Raw genomic sequence first — 14,892 nt, 5'->3', positions numbered from 1 at the left:
CGCTTTTTTGGATGCGGCGAAACGGGCCCAAGGATAAGGGCTTTGCGTACAGCAGTGTACGCATCCCCTGCCGGCGTCAGGGGCGTCAGTAGTCCTGCTCGACGCTTTGCTGAAAGCACACCTTCAGCCGGTGCTCCCAGTCGTGCTTGTCGGCCTCGGGCACGAAGCTCGCTTCGAAGCTGTTGAAGGCCAGCTGGTAGGCGTGGCGCGCCGTGAGCTGCGGATCGGCCGCGAACAGCTGCGTGAAGTTGTCGTTGATGTAGCCGCCGAAGTACGCCGGGTCGTCCGAGTTCACCGTGGCCGCCAGCCCGGCATCGAGCAACTGGCGCAGGTTGTGGTCGGCCAAGTCGGGGAACACGCACAGCTTCTGGTTGGACAGCGGGCACACCGTGAGCGCGATGCGCTCCTGCGCCAGCCGCTGCATCAGCGCCGGGTCGTGCACGGCCTGCACGCCGTGGTCGATGCGCTCGGCCTTCAGCACGTCGAGCGCGCTCCAGATGTACGCCGGCGGTCCCTCCTCGCCTGCATGCGCCACGCGCCGCAGACCCAGTTCGGCGCAGCGCGCGAACACGCGCGCGAACTTCTCCGGCGGGTGCCCGACTTCGCTGCTGTCCAGCCCCACGCCGATGAAATGCGCGCGCAGCGGCAGCGCCGCCTCCAGCGTGGTCAGGGCATCTTCCTCGCTCAGGTGGCGCAGGAAGCACAGGATGAGCGCGGACGAAATGCCCAGCGCCTGGCGCGCATCGGTGCAGGCCCGGTGCAGGCCGTGGATCACGGTCTCCATCGGCACGCCGCGCGCCGTGTGCGTCTGCGGATCGAAGAAGATTTCGGCATGCACCACGTTGTCGGCCGCGGCGCGCTGCAGGTACGCCCAGGCCATGTCGTAGAAGTCCTGCTCGTGCAGCAGCACGCTGGCGCCGGCGTAGTAGATGTCGAGAAAGCTCTGCAGGTCGGTGAACGCGTAGGCATCGCGCAGGGCCTGCACGCTCGCGTACGGGAGCGCCACGCCGTTGCGCTGCGCCAGGGCGAAGATCAGCTCGGGTTCGAGCGAGCCTTCGATGTGGATGTGCAGCTCGGCCTTGGGCATGCTGCGCAGCAGCGCGGGCAGGCGCTGGGCGGGAATGGGGGGGACCTTGAACATCGGCGGACTCCAGAAAGGGATGCCGCGCGCCCGATCGGGGCGGCGGTACGGCAATGATGCCTTGTCCGCGGCCCGCCGCCATCGGCGCCTGCCCCGGGCCAGGCAGGCCGCGCCAGGCCGGCAAGCGCGCCGGCCTGGATTCGCTGGGGGATCGCTTACTTCTTGTCGCCGCCGGGCACGGTGCCTTCGACGCCCTTCACGTAGAAGTTCACACCGCCCAGGAACTTGTCGTCGGCCACCGCGTCCTTCGCCAGCACTTCCTTGCCGGTGTTGTCGGCGATCGGGCCCTTCCAGATCGAGAAGCTGCCATCCTTGAGGCCGGCCTTCACCTGCTCGACCTTGGCCTTGGTGTCGGCGGGCACGTCCTCGGCGATGGAGACGAGATCGATCGCGCCTTCCTTCACGCCCCACCAGCTCTGGCCGGTCGTCCAGGTGCCGCCCAGCGCATCCTTGGTGGCCTTGATGTAGTAAGGGCCCCAGTTGATCACGGCCGAGGCCAGGTGGGCCTTGGGACCGTAGGCGGTCATGTCGGAATCCCAGCCAAAGGCGCGCTTGCCTTTTTCCTGCGCGGTCTTGAGCACGGCGGGCGAGTCGGTGTTCTGGAACAGCACGTCGGCGCCGCCGTTGATGAGCGACGTGGCGGCCTCGGTTTCCTTCGGGGGGCTGAACCATTCGTTCACCCACACCACCTTGGTCTTGATCTTGGGATTGACCGACTGCGCGCCCAGCGTGAAGCTGTTGATGTTGCGGATCACCTCGGGGATCGGCACCGAGCCCACGACGCCCAGCGTGTTGGTCTGCGTCATGGCGCCGGCGATCACGCCGGCCATGTAGGCGCCCTCGTAGGTGCGGCTGTCATAGGTGCGCACGTTCTCGGCCGTCTTGTAGCCGGTGGCGTGCTCGAACTTCACGTCCTTGAAGTCGGGGGCGATCTTCTGGATCGACTCCATGTACCCGAACGTGGTGCCGAAGATCAGCTTGTTGCCCTGCGAGGCCATGTCGCGCAGCACGCGCTCGGCGTCGGCCGACTCGGGCACGCTCTCCACGAAGCTGGTCTGCACCTTGTCGCCGAACTCCTTCTCGATCGCCTTGCGGCCGTTGTCGTGCGCGAAGGACCAGCCGCCGTCGCCCACTGGGCCCACGTAGGCGAACGCGATCTTCAAAGGCTCGGCCTTCGCGGCGGGCGCGGACGCAGCGGGCGCCGGAGCGGCGGCCGGCGCTGGCGCGGGCTCGTCCTTCTTGCCGCAGCCGGCCAGGGCGGCGGCGGCCACGGCGGAAAGCGCGGCCACCTTGAGCAGCGAGCGTTTGTGCAGATCGGTCATGTCGGTTCCTTCGAGGAAAAAAGTGAGGGGAAAGGCAACGAAAAAATAAATTATCGGGGGCCCGTGCAGCACCGCGCGGGCCGTGTGGGTCACGACCCGGGATGGAACGGCTTGCCGAGCGAGGCCGGCATGTTCACGCGGATCCAGGCCGGGTTGCGCGAGATCAGCGCCAGCACCACGATGGTGGCCACGTAGGGCAGCATGCTCAGCAGCTGGCTGGCCACCTGCACGCCCGTGGCCTGCAGGTGGAACTGCAGCATGGTCACGCCGCCGAACAGGTAGGCACCAAGCAACACCCGTGCCGGCCGCCAGGTCGCGAAGGTGGTGAGGGCCAGCGCGATCCAGCCGCGGCCGGCCACCATGCCCTCCACCCACAGCGGCGTATAGACCGTGGAGATGTACGCGCCCGACAGCCCGCAAAGCGCCCCCCCGGCCACCACCGCCGCCAGGCGGATGCGCCGCACCGGGTAGCCCAGCGCATGGGCCGACTCGGGCGACTCGCCCACCGAGCGCAGCACCAGACCGGCGCGCGAGCGGTACAGGAACCACACCAGCCCCGCCACCAGCGCCATGGTGAGGTACACGAGGGGGTGCTGGCGGAACAGCGCGGGCCCGACGATGGGCAGGTCGCCCAGCCCGGGCACGGCGTACTTGGGCAGCTCCGGCAGCTTGGCCTGCACGTAGCGGATGCCCGCGAAGGCGGAAAAGCCCACCCCGAACAGGCTCAGCGCCAGGCCCGTGGCGTACTGGTTGGTGTTGAGCCAGATCACCAGCACGCCGAAGATGGCCGCCAGGAACGCCCCCGCCGCCATGCCGGCCGCGAAGCCCAGCCAGGTGTTGCCCGTGTGCACCACGGTGGCGAAGCCCGCGATGGCGGCGCAGAGCATCATGCCCTCGGCCCCCAGGTTGACGATGCCGGCCTTCTCGTTGATGAGCAGGCCCAGGGCGGCGATGGCCAGCACGGTGCCCGCGCTCAGCGTGGCGCCCAGAAGCAGTGCGTACGATTCCATTTAAGCGGCCCTCCCCTGGGACCCGACCCACCGCACGCGGTAGGCGATGAGCGTGTCGCACGCCAGCAGCGTGAACAGCAGCAGGCCCTGGAACACGCCCGTGAGCGACTTGGGCAGGCCCAGGCGCGACTGCGCCAGCTCGCCGCCGATGTAGAACATGCTCATCAGCACCGCCGAGAACACCATGCCCACCGGGTGCAGCCGCCCCACGAACGCCACGATGATGGCCGCGAAGCCGTAGCCCGCCGGCACGTAGGGCGTGAGCTGGCCGATGGGCCCCGCCACCTCCAGCGCGCCCGCCAGGCCCGCCGCGCCGCCCGAGATGAGCAGCGCCGTCCACAGCGCGCGGCGCGAGGAAAAGCCCGCGTAGCGTGCCGCCGCGGGGGCCAGGCCGCCCACCTGCTGCGCAAAGCCCGCCCGCGTGCGGAACAGGAACACCCACAGTGCCGCGGCGCCCGCCAGCGCCAGCAGCAGGCCGATGGACATGCGCGAGCCCTGCATGAGCCGCGGGATCTGCGTCACGCGCTCGAAGGTCTTGGTCTGCGGGAAGTTGTAGCCCATGGGGTCCTTCCACGGCCCGTAGACCAGGTAGCCCAGCACCAGCGTGGCCACGTAGACCAGCATCAGGCTCACGAGGATCTCGTTGGCGTTGAACCGGTCGCGCAGCAGCGCCGTGATGCCGGCCCAGGCCATGCCGCCCAGCACGCCGGCCAGCAGGATGGCGGGCACGATCCACGGGCCCGTGGTCTGGTCGGCCAGCAGCGCGATGCCGCCGGCCGCGACGGCGCCGATCACGAACTGCCCCTCGGCGCCGATGTTCCACACGTTGGAGCGAAAGCACACCGCCAGGCCCAGCGCGATCAGCAGCAGCGGCGTGGCCTTGACCATCAGCTCACCGATGGCGTACTGGTTCTTGACGGGCTCCCAGAAGAACACCTGCAGCCCGCGCACCGGGTCCTTGCCCAGCGCCGCGAACAGCGCCAGCCCGATGAGCACGGTGACGGCCAGCGCCAGCACCGGCGAGCCGTAGGTCCACCAGCGCGAGGCCTGGGGTCGGGCTTCAAGCTTGAGCATGGGCCGCCTCCGTTTGCGCGCGCGCCGCTTCGGCCCGGGCGAGGTGCGACTGCACGTCGGCATGCCAGAGCCCGCTCATCCATTCGCCGATGCGCTCCACCGTGGCCTCGGCGCGGGGCACCGAGGGCGACAGGCGCCCCTTGGCCACCACGTGCAGGCGGTCGCAGATTTCGAACAGCTCGTCCAGCTCCTCGCTGAGCACCAGCACGGCGCAGCCGGCATCGCGCAGCGCCAGGATCTCGCCGCGGATCTGCGCGGCCGCGCCCACGTCCACGCCCCAGGTCGGCTGCGAGACGATGAGCAGGCGCGGGTTGGCATCGATCTCGCGGCCCACGATGAACTTCTGCAGGTTGCCGCCCGACAGCGACCGCGCGGCCGCATGGGGCCCGCCCGCCTTCACGTGGAAGCGCTCGATGATGGCGCGGGCATGCGCCTGCAGCGCGCCGGTGCGGATCCAGCCGCCCGGCCCCACGCAGTTGCTGCGCGTGAGCAGCAGGTTGTGCGCCAGGCCCATGGTGGGCACGGCCCCGCGGCCCAGCCGCTCCTCGGGCACGAAATGCAGGCCCAGCGCGCGGCGGCGGCGCGGGTTCATGCGCCCGGCGGCCTGGCCGGCCACCTGCACCATCGCGGGCTGGGCGCGCGTGTCCTCGCCCGACAGGGCATAGAGCAATTCCTTCTGGCCGTTGCCGGAGACGCCGGCGATGCCCAGCACCTCGCCCGCCCGCACCTCGAAGCCGAGGTCGATCAGATCGACGCCGAACGGGTCCATGCGCGGCAGCGACAGGCCCTGCACGCGCAGCACCGTCTCGCCCAGGTGCGCGGGGCGGTGGGTGAGCGCCGGCGGCTCGGCACCGATCATCAGGCGCGACAGCGAGGCGTTCGACTCTTCGGCCGGGTTGCACACGCCCGTCACCTTGCCGCCGCGCAGCACCGTGCAGGCGGTGCACAGCGCGCGGATCTCGTGCAGCTTGTGGCTGATGTAGAGGATGCTGCAGCCCTGGCTTGCGAGCTGGCGCAGCACCACGAAGAGCTTTTCGACCGCCTGGGGCGTGAGCACCGACGTGGGCTCGTCCAGGATCAGCAGCTGCGGCTGGGTGAGCAGCGCCCGGATGATCTCCACGCGCTGCATCTCGCCCACGCTCAGGGTGTGCACGGGGCGCAGCGGGTCGATGTCCAGCCCGTACTCAGCCGCGGTGGCGGCGATGCGGCGCGTGACCTCGGCCAGCTGCAGCCGCTTGTCCAGGCCCAGCCACACGTTCTCGGCCACGGTGAGGGTGTCGAACAGGCTGAAATGCTGGAACACCATGGCGATGCCCAGCGCTCTCGCCTCCTGCGGATTGCGCACCGCCACCGGCTGGCCGTTGAAGTGCAGGGTGCCCTCGTCGGGCTTGACCGCGCCGTAGATGATCTTCATCAGCGTGGACTTGCCTGCGCCGTTCTCGCCCAGCACGGCGTGGATCTCGCCGGGCTGCACCGTGAGGGACACGCCGCTGTTGGCCACCACGGCCGGATAGCGCTTCGTGATGCCCGCCAGCTGCAGGCGCGGCACCGGCGCCGCGGCGGCGGGGGAGGTGTGGGAGGAATTCATGCGGGCGATTGTCTCTTGATTTTCAAAGGGGGTTGGGCACGAAACCGGAATGCTGCGCACGTCCTTCATGCGTTGGCCGCTATGCTTTTCGTAGCGATGCTGCCACGGTGCGCACGCTGTCGCGCAGCCACATGGCGGCGGCCGAATGGTGGGTGCGGGCATGCCACAGCTGGTAGTACATCAGGCGCGGGAAGGGCACCGGGCACGGCAGCACGGTGAGCGGCAGGCGGTCGGTGAAGCGTTCGCAGAACTGCCGCCCCGTGGTGAGCACCAGCAAGCTGGCGGCGACCATCTCCGGGATCAGGCTGAAATGGGCGCAGCGCGCGGTCACGCGGCGCTGCAGGCCCAGGGAGTCGAGGTGCGCATCGATCACGCCGCGCGCGCCGGGGTGCGTGGGCGTGGGGGCGATGTGCTCGGCGGCCAGCCACTCGTCCGTGTCCCAGCCGCGGCGCACCGCCGGGTGCGCGGGGCTCACGAGGCAGACCACCTCGTCGCCGAAAAGCCGCCCCATGTGCAGGTCGTCGGGCGGCTGGGGCCAGTTGCCGATGACCACGTCCACCTCGCCCTGCGCCAGGTGCGCGTGGTAGTGCGCGTCCGCCGACAGCGGCAGCACCTCGACCGGGCACAGCGGGGCCTCGGCCTTGAGGCGGGCCACCAGGCGCGGCAGGAAGAGCGGGTCCAGGTAGTCGCTCGCGGCGATGCGGAAGGTGCGCGTGGCGGTGCGCGCGTCGAACCCGCGCGCATCGGAGAACAGCGCCTCGGCCGACCGCAGGATGGCGCCCGCCGGCTCCACCATGCGCAGCGCGGCATCGGTGGGCAGCATGGCCGCGCCCGAGCGCACCAGCAGCGGATCGCCCGCCAGGTCGCGCAGGCGGCGCAGCGCCGCCGACACGGCCGGCTGGTGCATGCCCAGCCGCACGGCGGCCCGCGATACGCTGCGTTCAGTCAACACGGTGTGCAAGACCCTTATGAGATGGAGGTCTATCTTGTCGAAAAGGGCTTGGTCTCTCATAAGGGTGGGGGCATTCCAGCCATACGCCAACGCGTATGGCACGCCGGGCCTGCCGGTGGCGAGCGAGGGCGCAGTGAAGAAGGCAAGGGGACATCGCACTGTAGCGCCGAGGCCGCGCGACCGCGAGCCAGGCAACTACCGAGGCGGCGGCGCGGGTGGTCAGATCTCGTCGATGGCCGTCGAACGCGCGGCGCCCGGCTGCGGCGCCGGGTCGAGCGAGAAGCGGTCGCCGGTCGTCACATAGAAGCTCGCGCCGAACCGCCCCACCGGGTGGTAGTCCTGCAGCCGCACCCGCCAGCGCTCGGTGTCCACCAGGCCCTCTCGCGCGCCCAGCCACTGCACGCGGCCGATGAAGACGTAGCGGCTGGCCGTTTCCATGGTTTCGTGCAGCACGCATTCGAACGCCACGGGGGCCTCGGCGATGCGCGGCGGAGCCACGCTGCGCGAGGGCACCGGGGTGAGGCCGGCATGCACCAGTTCGCTCTCGTGCGGCGGCAGCGCATCGCCGCAGGCATGCATGCGCTGGGCCATGGCCTCGTCGGCGATGTGCACCACGAATTCGCCGGTGCGCAGGATGTTGGCGGCCGTGTCCTTGAGGCGGCCACCCTGCAGCCGGTTGATGCTCACCATCAGCACCGGCGGGTCTTCGCCCAGCATGTTGAACATGCTGAACGGCGCGGCGTTCACCGTGCCGTCCTCCCCGAGGGTGGTGATGAGCGCGATCGGGCGCGGCACGATCAGGCTGGCCATCAGCTTGTAGCGCTCGTAGGCGCCGAGTTGCGAGAAATCGATGTCCATCCGGTGTCCTTGGGGTCTGCGGCCTGCCACCTTGGCGTGGCGCCACGAAGGGACGCAGCATCCGTGCCAGGCGAAGGCGGTAAAAGGTGCCAAAGCAACGGCCGGTGTCCCGGGCATGGCGCGCGGCGCATGGCCGTTATACGCTCGCCCATATGCGCCGCCCCCCCCCGCGCCCCTACCCTGTCCCGACATGGCGCGCACACTGGCCCCAACGACCGAACCCTGCACCGCACAACGCATGACCACCTCCCGCCCGCTGCGATTCATCCGCCGGGGCCAGCCCGTGACGCTGGCCCATGTCCCCCCCGACCGCACCCTGCTGGAGGTGCTGCGCGAAGACCTGGGCCACACCGGCACCAAGGAAGGCTGCGGCGAGGGCGACTGCGGCGCCTGCACCGTGGTGCTGGGCGAGGCCGTGGACGGCCGCGTGCGCTACCGGGCCGTGAACAGCTGCATCCGCCTGGCCCACTCCATCGACGGCATGGCGCTGTGGACGGTGGAGGACCTGGACCAGGACCCGCTGCTCCAGCCCGCGCCGCCCGCCACCCCGCCCTCCAGCGGCGCCCCCTCCAGCGCGCCGGGCCTGCACCCCGCCCAGGAAGCCATGGTGCAGTGCCACGGCTCGCAGTGCGGCTTCTGCACGCCGGGCTTCGTGATGAGCCTGTTCGGCATGTACCAGAACCACGTGTGCCAGGGCCGCGCGGTCACGCGCGAGCAGGCCGTGCACGAGCTGTCGGGCAACCTGTGCCGCTGCACCGGCTACCGCCCCATCCTGGACGCGGCCGAGCGGATGGCCGCCCTGCCCCGCATGCAGGTGGACGAAGCCCAACTGCTGCCGCAGCTGGCCTCCCTGGCGAAACCGGCGCCCACGCCCGACGACGCGTACCTGGCCCCGGCCACGCTGGCCGAACTGCTGGCCGCACGCGCCGCGCACCCCACCGCCCAGGTGGTGGCCGGCGCCACCGACGTAGGCCTGTGGATCACCAAGCAGCACCGCCAGTTCGCGCAGATGCTCGACGTCACGCGGGCGCAGGAGCTGCGCCGCATCGGCACGCAGGGCGGGCGGCTGTCCATCGGCGCGGCCGTGCCGCTGGCCGACGCGTTCGATGCGCTGCAGGCCCACTGGCCCATGCTGCACCGCTTCGCCGCGCGCTTCGCCGGGCTGCCCGTGCGCAACTCCGGCACGCTGGGCGGCAACGTGGCCAACGGCTCGCCGATCGGCGACTCCATGCCCCTGCTGATCGCGCTGGGCGCCAGCGTGGTGCTGGCCAGCCTGCGCGGCGAACGCACATTGGCGCTGGAAGACCTGTACACCGGCTACCGCCAGAACGTGATGGCGCCGGACGAGCTGCTCGTGCGCATCGAGGTGCCGCTGCCCGCGCCGGGCGAATCGCTGGCGGCCTACAAGGTGTCCAAGCGCTTGGACGACGACATCTCCGCCGTGTGCCTGGTGCTGAACCTCGACATCGCCGACGGCCGGGTGCGGCGCGCCCGCATCGGCGCGGGCGGGGTCGCCGCCACGCCCGCGCGGGCCCGGCAGACCGAGGCCGCACTTGCCGGCCAGCCCTGGACCGTGGAGACGGTGGAGCGCGCTACGGCCGCCCTGCAGGCCGAGTTCCAGCCCATCTCCGACATGCGGGCGAGCGGCGAGTACCGCCGTGCCGTGCTCGCGGCGCTGCTGCGGCGCTTCTGGCTGGAGCGCCAAGGGCCGCAGGCCGTTCCCCTGCCCGTTCCCCTGCCCATTCCCGTCTTGCTGGAGCAATTGCGCCCGGAGGCCCTCGCATGAAACAGCACGACGACGCCCCTTTGAGCCGCGACGCCGAAGACGACCCCGTGGCCATCGCCGCCAACGCGGCCGGTGCCGCCGGCCCGCAAACGCCCCAGGCCCGCCCGCCCGAGGGCGCGCCCGCACCGGCCCGCGCCATGGGCCGATCGCATCCCCACGAAAGCGCGCGCGCCCAGGTGGCGGGCAGCGCCCATTACATCGACGATCTGCCCGAGGTGAAGGGCACGCTGTATGCCGCGCCCATCCTCTCGCCCGTGGCGCACGGGCGCCTGAACGGGGTGGACACCCGCGCGGCGCTGGCCCTGCCCGGCGTGCACGGCGTGGTGCTCAGCGCCGACGTGCCGGGCGACAAGCTGCTGGCCGCCTTCGCGCACGACGAGCCCGTGTTCGCCATCGACACCGTGCAGCACGTGGGCCAGGTGATCGGCCTGGTGGTGGCCGACTCGGTCATGCAGGCCCGCCGCGCCGCGCGCGCCGTGGTGCCAGACATCACCCCCCTGCCCGCGGTGCTGACCGTGCACGAGGCGCTGGCCGCCGAAAGCTACGTGCTGCCGCCCGTCTTCGTGCGCCGCGGCGACGCCGACGCGGGCCTGGGCCGCGCGGCGCACCGGCTGCAGGGCCGCTTCGAGGTCGGCGGGCAGGAGCATTTCTACCTGGAGGGCCAGATCGCCTACGCGCTGCCGCTGGAGCAGCGGCAGTGGTGGATCCACTCCAGCACCCAGCACCCGGGCGAGGTGCAGCACTGGGTGGCGCATGCCCTGGGCCTGGAGAACCACGCGGTGCGCGTGGAATGCCGGCGCCTGGGCGGGGGCTTCGGCGGCAAGGAAACGCAGGCCGGCCACCTGGCCGTGTGGGCGGCGGTGGCGGCGAACCAATTCGGTCGCCCGGTCAAGCTGCGGCTGGACCGGGACGAGGATTTCATGGTGACGGGCAAGCGCCACCCGTTCGCCTACGAATACGACGTGGGCTTCGACGGCACGGGCCGCATCACGGGCCTGCGGCTGCGCATGGCGGCCAACTGCGGCTTCTCGGCCGACCTGTCGGGCCCCGTGGCCGACCGCGCCGTGTTCCACAGCGACAACGCGTACTTCCTGGAAAACGTCGAGATCGCCTCGTACCGCTGCAAGACGAACACGCAGAGCCACACGGCCTTTCGCGGCTTCGGCGGGCCGCAGGGCGTGATCGCCATCGAGGCCATCCTGGGAGACATCGCACGGGCCCTGGGGTGCGATGGGCTCGCGGTGCGCATGCGCAACCTGTACGGCACCACCGACCGCAACGTCACCCACTACCAGATGCCGGTGGAGGACAACATCCTCCACGATCTGCTACCAAAATTAGAGCAATCCAGCCAATATAAACGCCGGCATGAGGCCATTTTGGCCTGGAATGCCGCGAGCCCGGTACTCAAGCGCGGGCTGGCGATCACGCCGGTGAAGTTCGGCATCAGCTTCACCGCCACGCTGTTCAACCAGGCCGGCGCGCTGGTGCACGTGTACACCGATGGCAGCGTGCAGGTGAACCACGGTGGCACCGAGATGGGCCAGGGCCTGCACACCAAGGTGGCGCAGATCGTGGCCGACGAACTGGGCGTGCCGCTGGCGCGCGTGCTGGTGACCGCCAGCGACACCAGCAAGGTGCCCAATGCCAGCGCCACGGCCGCATCGAGCGGCACCGACCTGAACGGCCGCGCTGCCCAGTTCGCCGCGCGCCACGTGCGCGACAACCTCGCCGCCTTCGTGTGCGGCCTGGACCACTGCGGCGCCGGCGAGGTGCAATTCGCCGGCGGGCAGGTCATCACGCCCCACGCCGTGCGCAACTGGGGCGACGTGGTGAAGGAGGCCTATGCCAACCGCATCCAGCTGTGGAGCGACGGCTTTTACCGCACGCCCAAGATCCACTACGACAAGGCCACGCTCACCGGCCGGCCGTTCTACTACTTCGCCTATGGCGCGGCCTGCACCGAAGTGGCCATCGACACGCTCACCGGCGAGAGCCGCGTGCTGGCGGTGGACATCCTGCACGACGTGGGCCGCAGCATCAACCCGGCCATCGACATCGGCCAGATCGAGGGCGGCTTCGTGCAGGGCATGGGCTGGCTCACGACCGAGCAGCTGGTGTGGAACGACCAGGGCCGGCTCACCACCCACGCGCCCAGCACCTACAAGATCCCGGCCACGGGCGACATCCCCGAGCGCTTCACCGTGGCGCTATGGCACGAGGCCAACCGGGAGGACAACGTGGGCGGCAGCAAGGCCGTGGGCGAGCCGCCGTTCATGCTGGCCATCAGCGTGTACGAGGCCCTGCGCAACGCGATTGCCGCAGCGCGCCCGGCTGAGGCGGCCCGGCAGCCGGTCACGCTGACCGCGCCCGCCACGGCCGAGAACGTGCTTCGGGCACTGGGCGGGATGGACCGGGCGGCGGACGCTCAGAAGCGGTAGGTGGCCGAGACGAACGCGTTGCGCCCCTGCCCCGGCGTGATCCAGCGGCTCACGTGCAGGTGGCTCGACACGAAGTAGTGCTGGTCGAACAGGTTGCGCACCGTCGCCTGGACCTCGACGCTCTGGCCGTGGGCCAGCGTCGTCGTCCAGGTCTGGCTCAGGTCGACGCGCGCGTAGCCCGGCAGCACCGTGGTGTTGGCCTCGTCGGCGAAGCGCCGGCTTTGCAGGTACAGGCCCGCGCCCGTCTTCCACTGCGCGTTCCAGGCGTACTGCGCCCACAGCGTGGCCGCATGCCGGGCCACGTTGGGCACGGACATGCCGCCGTACACGGGGTTCTGCAGGTACTTCGCACGGGTGAAGGCGTAGGTGGCGGCCACGGTCACCCGGTCCGTCACCTGGCCGGACAGCGACGCCTCGATGCCCTGCGACCGCGCGCTGCCGGCCGTGGTGAAGTCGAAGTTGTTCAGCGGCGTGCTCAGGTCGGACGCGATCATGTTCTTCTGATCGAGGCGGTACACCGCCAGGTCGCTGACCACCGCGCCGCCGCGCCACAGCGATTTCCAGCCGGCTTCGACCTGCGCCGAACGGCGCGAGGGCAGGGACTGGTTCGACGATGAAGCCACCTGGTTGGGCGAGGTGCCGGTGGACACGTTGGCATACAGCGTATCGGTCTCCGACAGCCGGCGCAGCACCGCCAGCTTCGGGTTCCAGCGCGACTCCTCCACGGGCAGCACGCCGGCCGTGCCGTACAGGAAGCGCTGGCGCGTGAAGCGCAGGCCCGCCACCACCGACCATGCGCCGAAGTCGATCTGATCCTGGGCGGACACCGACACGGATTCGAGGTCCTGCGTCGTCAGGCTCTGCGCCAGCACCGCCCCGGCCGGGGGCGCGGTCACCCGGCCATACACCGGGTTGAACACGTTGATGGCCGGGCTGGTCGAGGCCGGCACCGACAGCGCGGGCTGGTTCAGCACCTCCTTGTAGTAGTCCGCCCCGAAGTACAAATGGTGCGTCACCGCGCCGGTGCCCTGCGTGCTGGAAAGCGCGGTCGAGAACGAGTCGATGCGGCGCTCGGTGCCCGGCTCCCAGGCCGAGACCCGGGCATAGGTGCCGGCGGGCTGGCCCGCCAGCGGCGAGCCGTTCAGCAGGTTCTTGATGGAGGTCGAATGCGCCTGCAGGTGCGTGAAATCGGCCGACCAGCGCGTGTGGGCCGACAGGGCGACATCGCCGTGCAGATCGTAGATGCGGTTGTCGGTGGTCGAGTCGCCGAAGGGCTCGCCGAGCTGCCGGTCCCGTGGCACGGCGACCGGCCGCCCGCCCAGCGCGGGAAGTCCGTAGTCCGGCTGGTAGGTCTGGTTGGTGGCCTCCACGTTGGCACGCAGGTGGTAGCGGTTGCCATCGCTTTGGGCCAAGCCCAGCTTGATGCCGTCGAGGCGGTCTTCCACATGCCGCCACTCGCTGGCCTGGGACCGCGTGGCCGTCACGCGGGCGGCCAGTTCGTTCTCGGCCGACAGCACGCGGTTCAGGTCGATGGACGCCTCCAGCGCGCCGTGCGTGCCCGCGCCGAGCGAGGCGCTGCCGAAGTTCGCCAGCTGCGGCTGGCGCGTCACGAGGTTGACGGTGCCGCCCGGTTCGCTGCGCACGCCGAGGGCCGCGCCGGGTCCCCGCAGCACGTCGACGCTTTCCACGAACGCCGGGGTGTAGGGGTAGTTGGACAGCCGCACGCCGTCGCGCAGCACGCGGTTGGAGCCGGTACCGCTGTCGGTCACCGCGCCGCGCAGGATGAAGAACTGCGTGTGCGACCCGTTGAAGCCCGAGTCGGCCTGCGCGCCGGGCACGTTGCGCAGCGCGTCCTGCAAGGTGGTGCCGCCTTGCTGGCGGACCAGCTCGCCAGGCACGGTGGTGACGGAAAACGGCGTGTCCAGCGACGATCCCGCCGTGCCGGTAGCGAGGCGGGAACTGCGCTGCGCCGCCGGTGTGGCCGGCGCCGTGACGGTGACGGCAGGCAGCGCCGGGCTGCGTTCGGCCGCCGGGTCTGCAGGGGTGGGCGTCTGGGCGGTGGCGGCCAGGGGCAGCCAGGCCAGGGCCATCCCCAGCGCGACGGGCCGTGCAATGGTTGGGTGCATAAAAAAGGGCTCTCTGTGGCGCCCCATCGGGCGCCGCTGATCGGTGCGAAAAACATCGCATCGCGTGGCCTGCCGTGGTGGCCGGCCCGCGCTGCGAAATCGGAAGGCGGATCAGGAGAGTGGCGGCGGCCCGCGGGCCGGAAGCGGCGCCGCGGTGGCCGCGGCGATGCGCGCGGCCGCAATGGATTGCACCGCGCGCGACAGCGGCAGCACGACCGGCAGGGCGACCGCCGGCGGCTGCGCCGGGGGTGCGGCCAGCAGGCACAGCGGGCAGTCCCAGTGCACCAGGCCCGCGGGCTGCGCGCCCTCATCGGCATGCACGACGGCCTTCACCGTTCCGACGCCGGTGCAGACCCACTCGACCACCTGGGGGTGCACGATGGGCGAGGCCACCGCCACGCCCAGCGACAGCACGAACCACGCCATGACCCAGCGCACGCGGGCTTGCCAACGCGCCAGCCCGCCGTGGACAGCAAGGGGGTTGCGCAGCGGGCGATGGGGTCGGGGCACGGGACGATTATCGGCAAACCGACGGGGCAAGGGCGAAGCATCCGGCGATGGGATGGCGGCAGGGCGCGGTGGCCGCTGCGGCAC

Annotated in this window: 11 protein-coding genes; 2 read left to right on the top strand and 9 right to left on the bottom strand. The window is 70.8% G+C overall.

Going from position 1 to position 14,892, the window contains the following annotated elements; translation table 11 throughout:
• Positions 1–85: 85 nt before the first annotated feature.
• The 7 genes from R1Z03_RS09785 to R1Z03_RS09755 all read right to left on the bottom strand — a co-directional run bounded on the left by R1Z03_RS09785 (position 86) and on the right by R1Z03_RS09755 (position 7,945).
• Positions 86–1,141: an adenosine deaminase gene (locus tag R1Z03_RS09785; RefSeq protein ID WP_317359116.1), complete on the bottom strand. Its 1,056-nt coding sequence runs from the start codon at positions 1,139–1,141 to the stop codon at positions 86–88.
• A gap of 155 nt (positions 1,142–1,296) precedes the next feature.
• The gene (locus tag R1Z03_RS09780) at positions 1,297–2,463 is read right to left on the bottom strand and encodes a BMP family ABC transporter substrate-binding protein (RefSeq protein ID WP_272567809.1); all 1,167 of its coding nucleotides are present in this window, start codon (positions 2,461–2,463) and stop codon (positions 1,297–1,299) included.
• A gap of 89 nt (positions 2,464–2,552) precedes the next feature.
• The gene (locus tag R1Z03_RS09775) at positions 2,553–3,473 is read right to left on the bottom strand and encodes an ABC transporter permease (RefSeq protein WP_284396176.1); all 921 of its coding nucleotides are present in this window, start codon (positions 3,471–3,473) and stop codon (positions 2,553–2,555) included.
• Complete coding sequence (locus R1Z03_RS09770; protein ID WP_317359112.1) at positions 3,474–4,547, bottom strand: ABC transporter permease; 1,074 nt, start codon at positions 4,545–4,547, stop codon at positions 3,474–3,476.
• Positions 4,534–6,135 (bottom strand): ABC transporter ATP-binding protein, encoded by a 1,602-nt coding sequence (locus tag R1Z03_RS09765; protein WP_284430021.1) that lies wholly within the window; start codon positions 6,133–6,135, stop codon positions 4,534–4,536. The genes R1Z03_RS09770 and R1Z03_RS09765 overlap by 14 nt, the downstream gene beginning before the upstream one ends.
• 79 nt (positions 6,136–6,214) lie before the next feature.
• A complete protein-coding gene (locus R1Z03_RS09760) occupies positions 6,215–7,147 on the bottom strand; it encodes a LysR family transcriptional regulator (protein WP_284407080.1) in 933 nt (310 codons plus the stop codon).
• Between the two features lie 159 nt (positions 7,148–7,306).
• Positions 7,307–7,945: a flavin reductase family protein gene (locus tag R1Z03_RS09755; protein ID WP_272551489.1), complete on the bottom strand. Its 639-nt coding sequence runs from the start codon at positions 7,943–7,945 to the stop codon at positions 7,307–7,309.
• A 238-nt stretch (positions 7,946–8,183) separates the two neighbouring features.
• Between R1Z03_RS09755 and xdhA the strand changes: the two genes are divergently transcribed.
• Positions 8,184–9,731, top strand: a complete 1,548-nt coding sequence (gene xdhA / locus R1Z03_RS09750; protein ID WP_317359107.1) for a xanthine dehydrogenase small subunit — start codon at positions 8,184–8,186, stop codon at positions 9,729–9,731.
• Positions 9,728–12,172, top strand: a complete 2,445-nt coding sequence (xdhB, locus tag R1Z03_RS09745; RefSeq protein WP_317359105.1) for a xanthine dehydrogenase molybdopterin binding subunit — start codon at positions 9,728–9,730, stop codon at positions 12,170–12,172. Before xdhA ends, xdhB begins: the two co-directional genes overlap by 4 nt.
• Here xdhB and R1Z03_RS09740 read toward each other — a convergent pair.
• Positions 12,160–14,298, bottom strand: coding sequence for a TonB-dependent siderophore receptor (locus R1Z03_RS09740; RefSeq protein WP_317359103.1), 2,139 nt, complete (start codon positions 14,296–14,298; stop codon positions 12,160–12,162). The genes xdhB and R1Z03_RS09740 overlap by 13 nt on opposite strands.
• Before the next feature lie 111 nt (positions 14,299–14,409).
• Positions 14,410–14,724 (bottom strand): DUF2946 family protein, encoded by a 315-nt coding sequence (locus tag R1Z03_RS09735; RefSeq protein WP_317360327.1) that lies wholly within the window; start codon positions 14,722–14,724, stop codon positions 14,410–14,412.
• Positions 14,725–14,892: the final 168 nt, after the last annotated feature.

This window comes from Acidovorax sp. BLS4 (assembly GCF_032929295.1).
In the GTDB taxonomy this organism is placed as follows: domain Bacteria; phylum Pseudomonadota; class Gammaproteobacteria; order Burkholderiales; family Burkholderiaceae_C; genus Paracidovorax.
Note: the sequence above shows the minus strand (reverse complement) of the source record. Positions and strands in the feature narration are given on the sequence as shown.

Coding starts and splice junctions, on each gene's coding strand:
- R1Z03_RS09755 (WP_272551489.1), bottom strand. CDS start 7,945: ATGGACATCGATTTCTCGCAACTCGGCGCCTACGAGCGCTACAAGCTG.
- xdhB (WP_317359105.1), top strand. CDS start 9,728: ATGAAACAGCACGACGACGCCCCTTTGAGCCGCGACGCCGAAGACGAC.
- R1Z03_RS09740 (WP_317359103.1), bottom strand. CDS start 14,298: ATGCACCCAACCATTGCACGGCCCGTCGCGCTGGGGATGGCCCTGGCC.
- R1Z03_RS09785 (WP_317359116.1), bottom strand. CDS start 1,141: ATGTTCAAGGTCCCCCCCATTCCCGCCCAGCGCCTGCCCGCGCTGCTG.
- xdhA (WP_317359107.1), top strand. CDS start 8,184: ATGACCACCTCCCGCCCGCTGCGATTCATCCGCCGGGGCCAGCCCGTG.
- R1Z03_RS09765 (WP_284430021.1), bottom strand. CDS start 6,135: ATGAATTCCTCCCACACCTCCCCCGCCGCCGCGGCGCCGGTGCCGCGC.
- R1Z03_RS09775 (WP_284396176.1), bottom strand. CDS start 3,473: ATGGAATCGTACGCACTGCTTCTGGGCGCCACGCTGAGCGCGGGCACC.
- R1Z03_RS09735 (WP_317360327.1), bottom strand. CDS start 14,724: ATGGCGTGGTTCGTGCTGTCGCTGGGCGTGGCGGTGGCCTCGCCCATC.
- R1Z03_RS09770 (WP_317359112.1), bottom strand. CDS start 4,547: ATGCTCAAGCTTGAAGCCCGACCCCAGGCCTCGCGCTGGTGGACCTAC.
- R1Z03_RS09780 (WP_272567809.1), bottom strand. CDS start 2,463: ATGACCGATCTGCACAAACGCTCGCTGCTCAAGGTGGCCGCGCTTTCC.
- R1Z03_RS09760 (WP_284407080.1), bottom strand. CDS start 7,147: ATGAGAGACCAAGCCCTTTTCGACAAGATAGACCTCCATCTCATAAGG.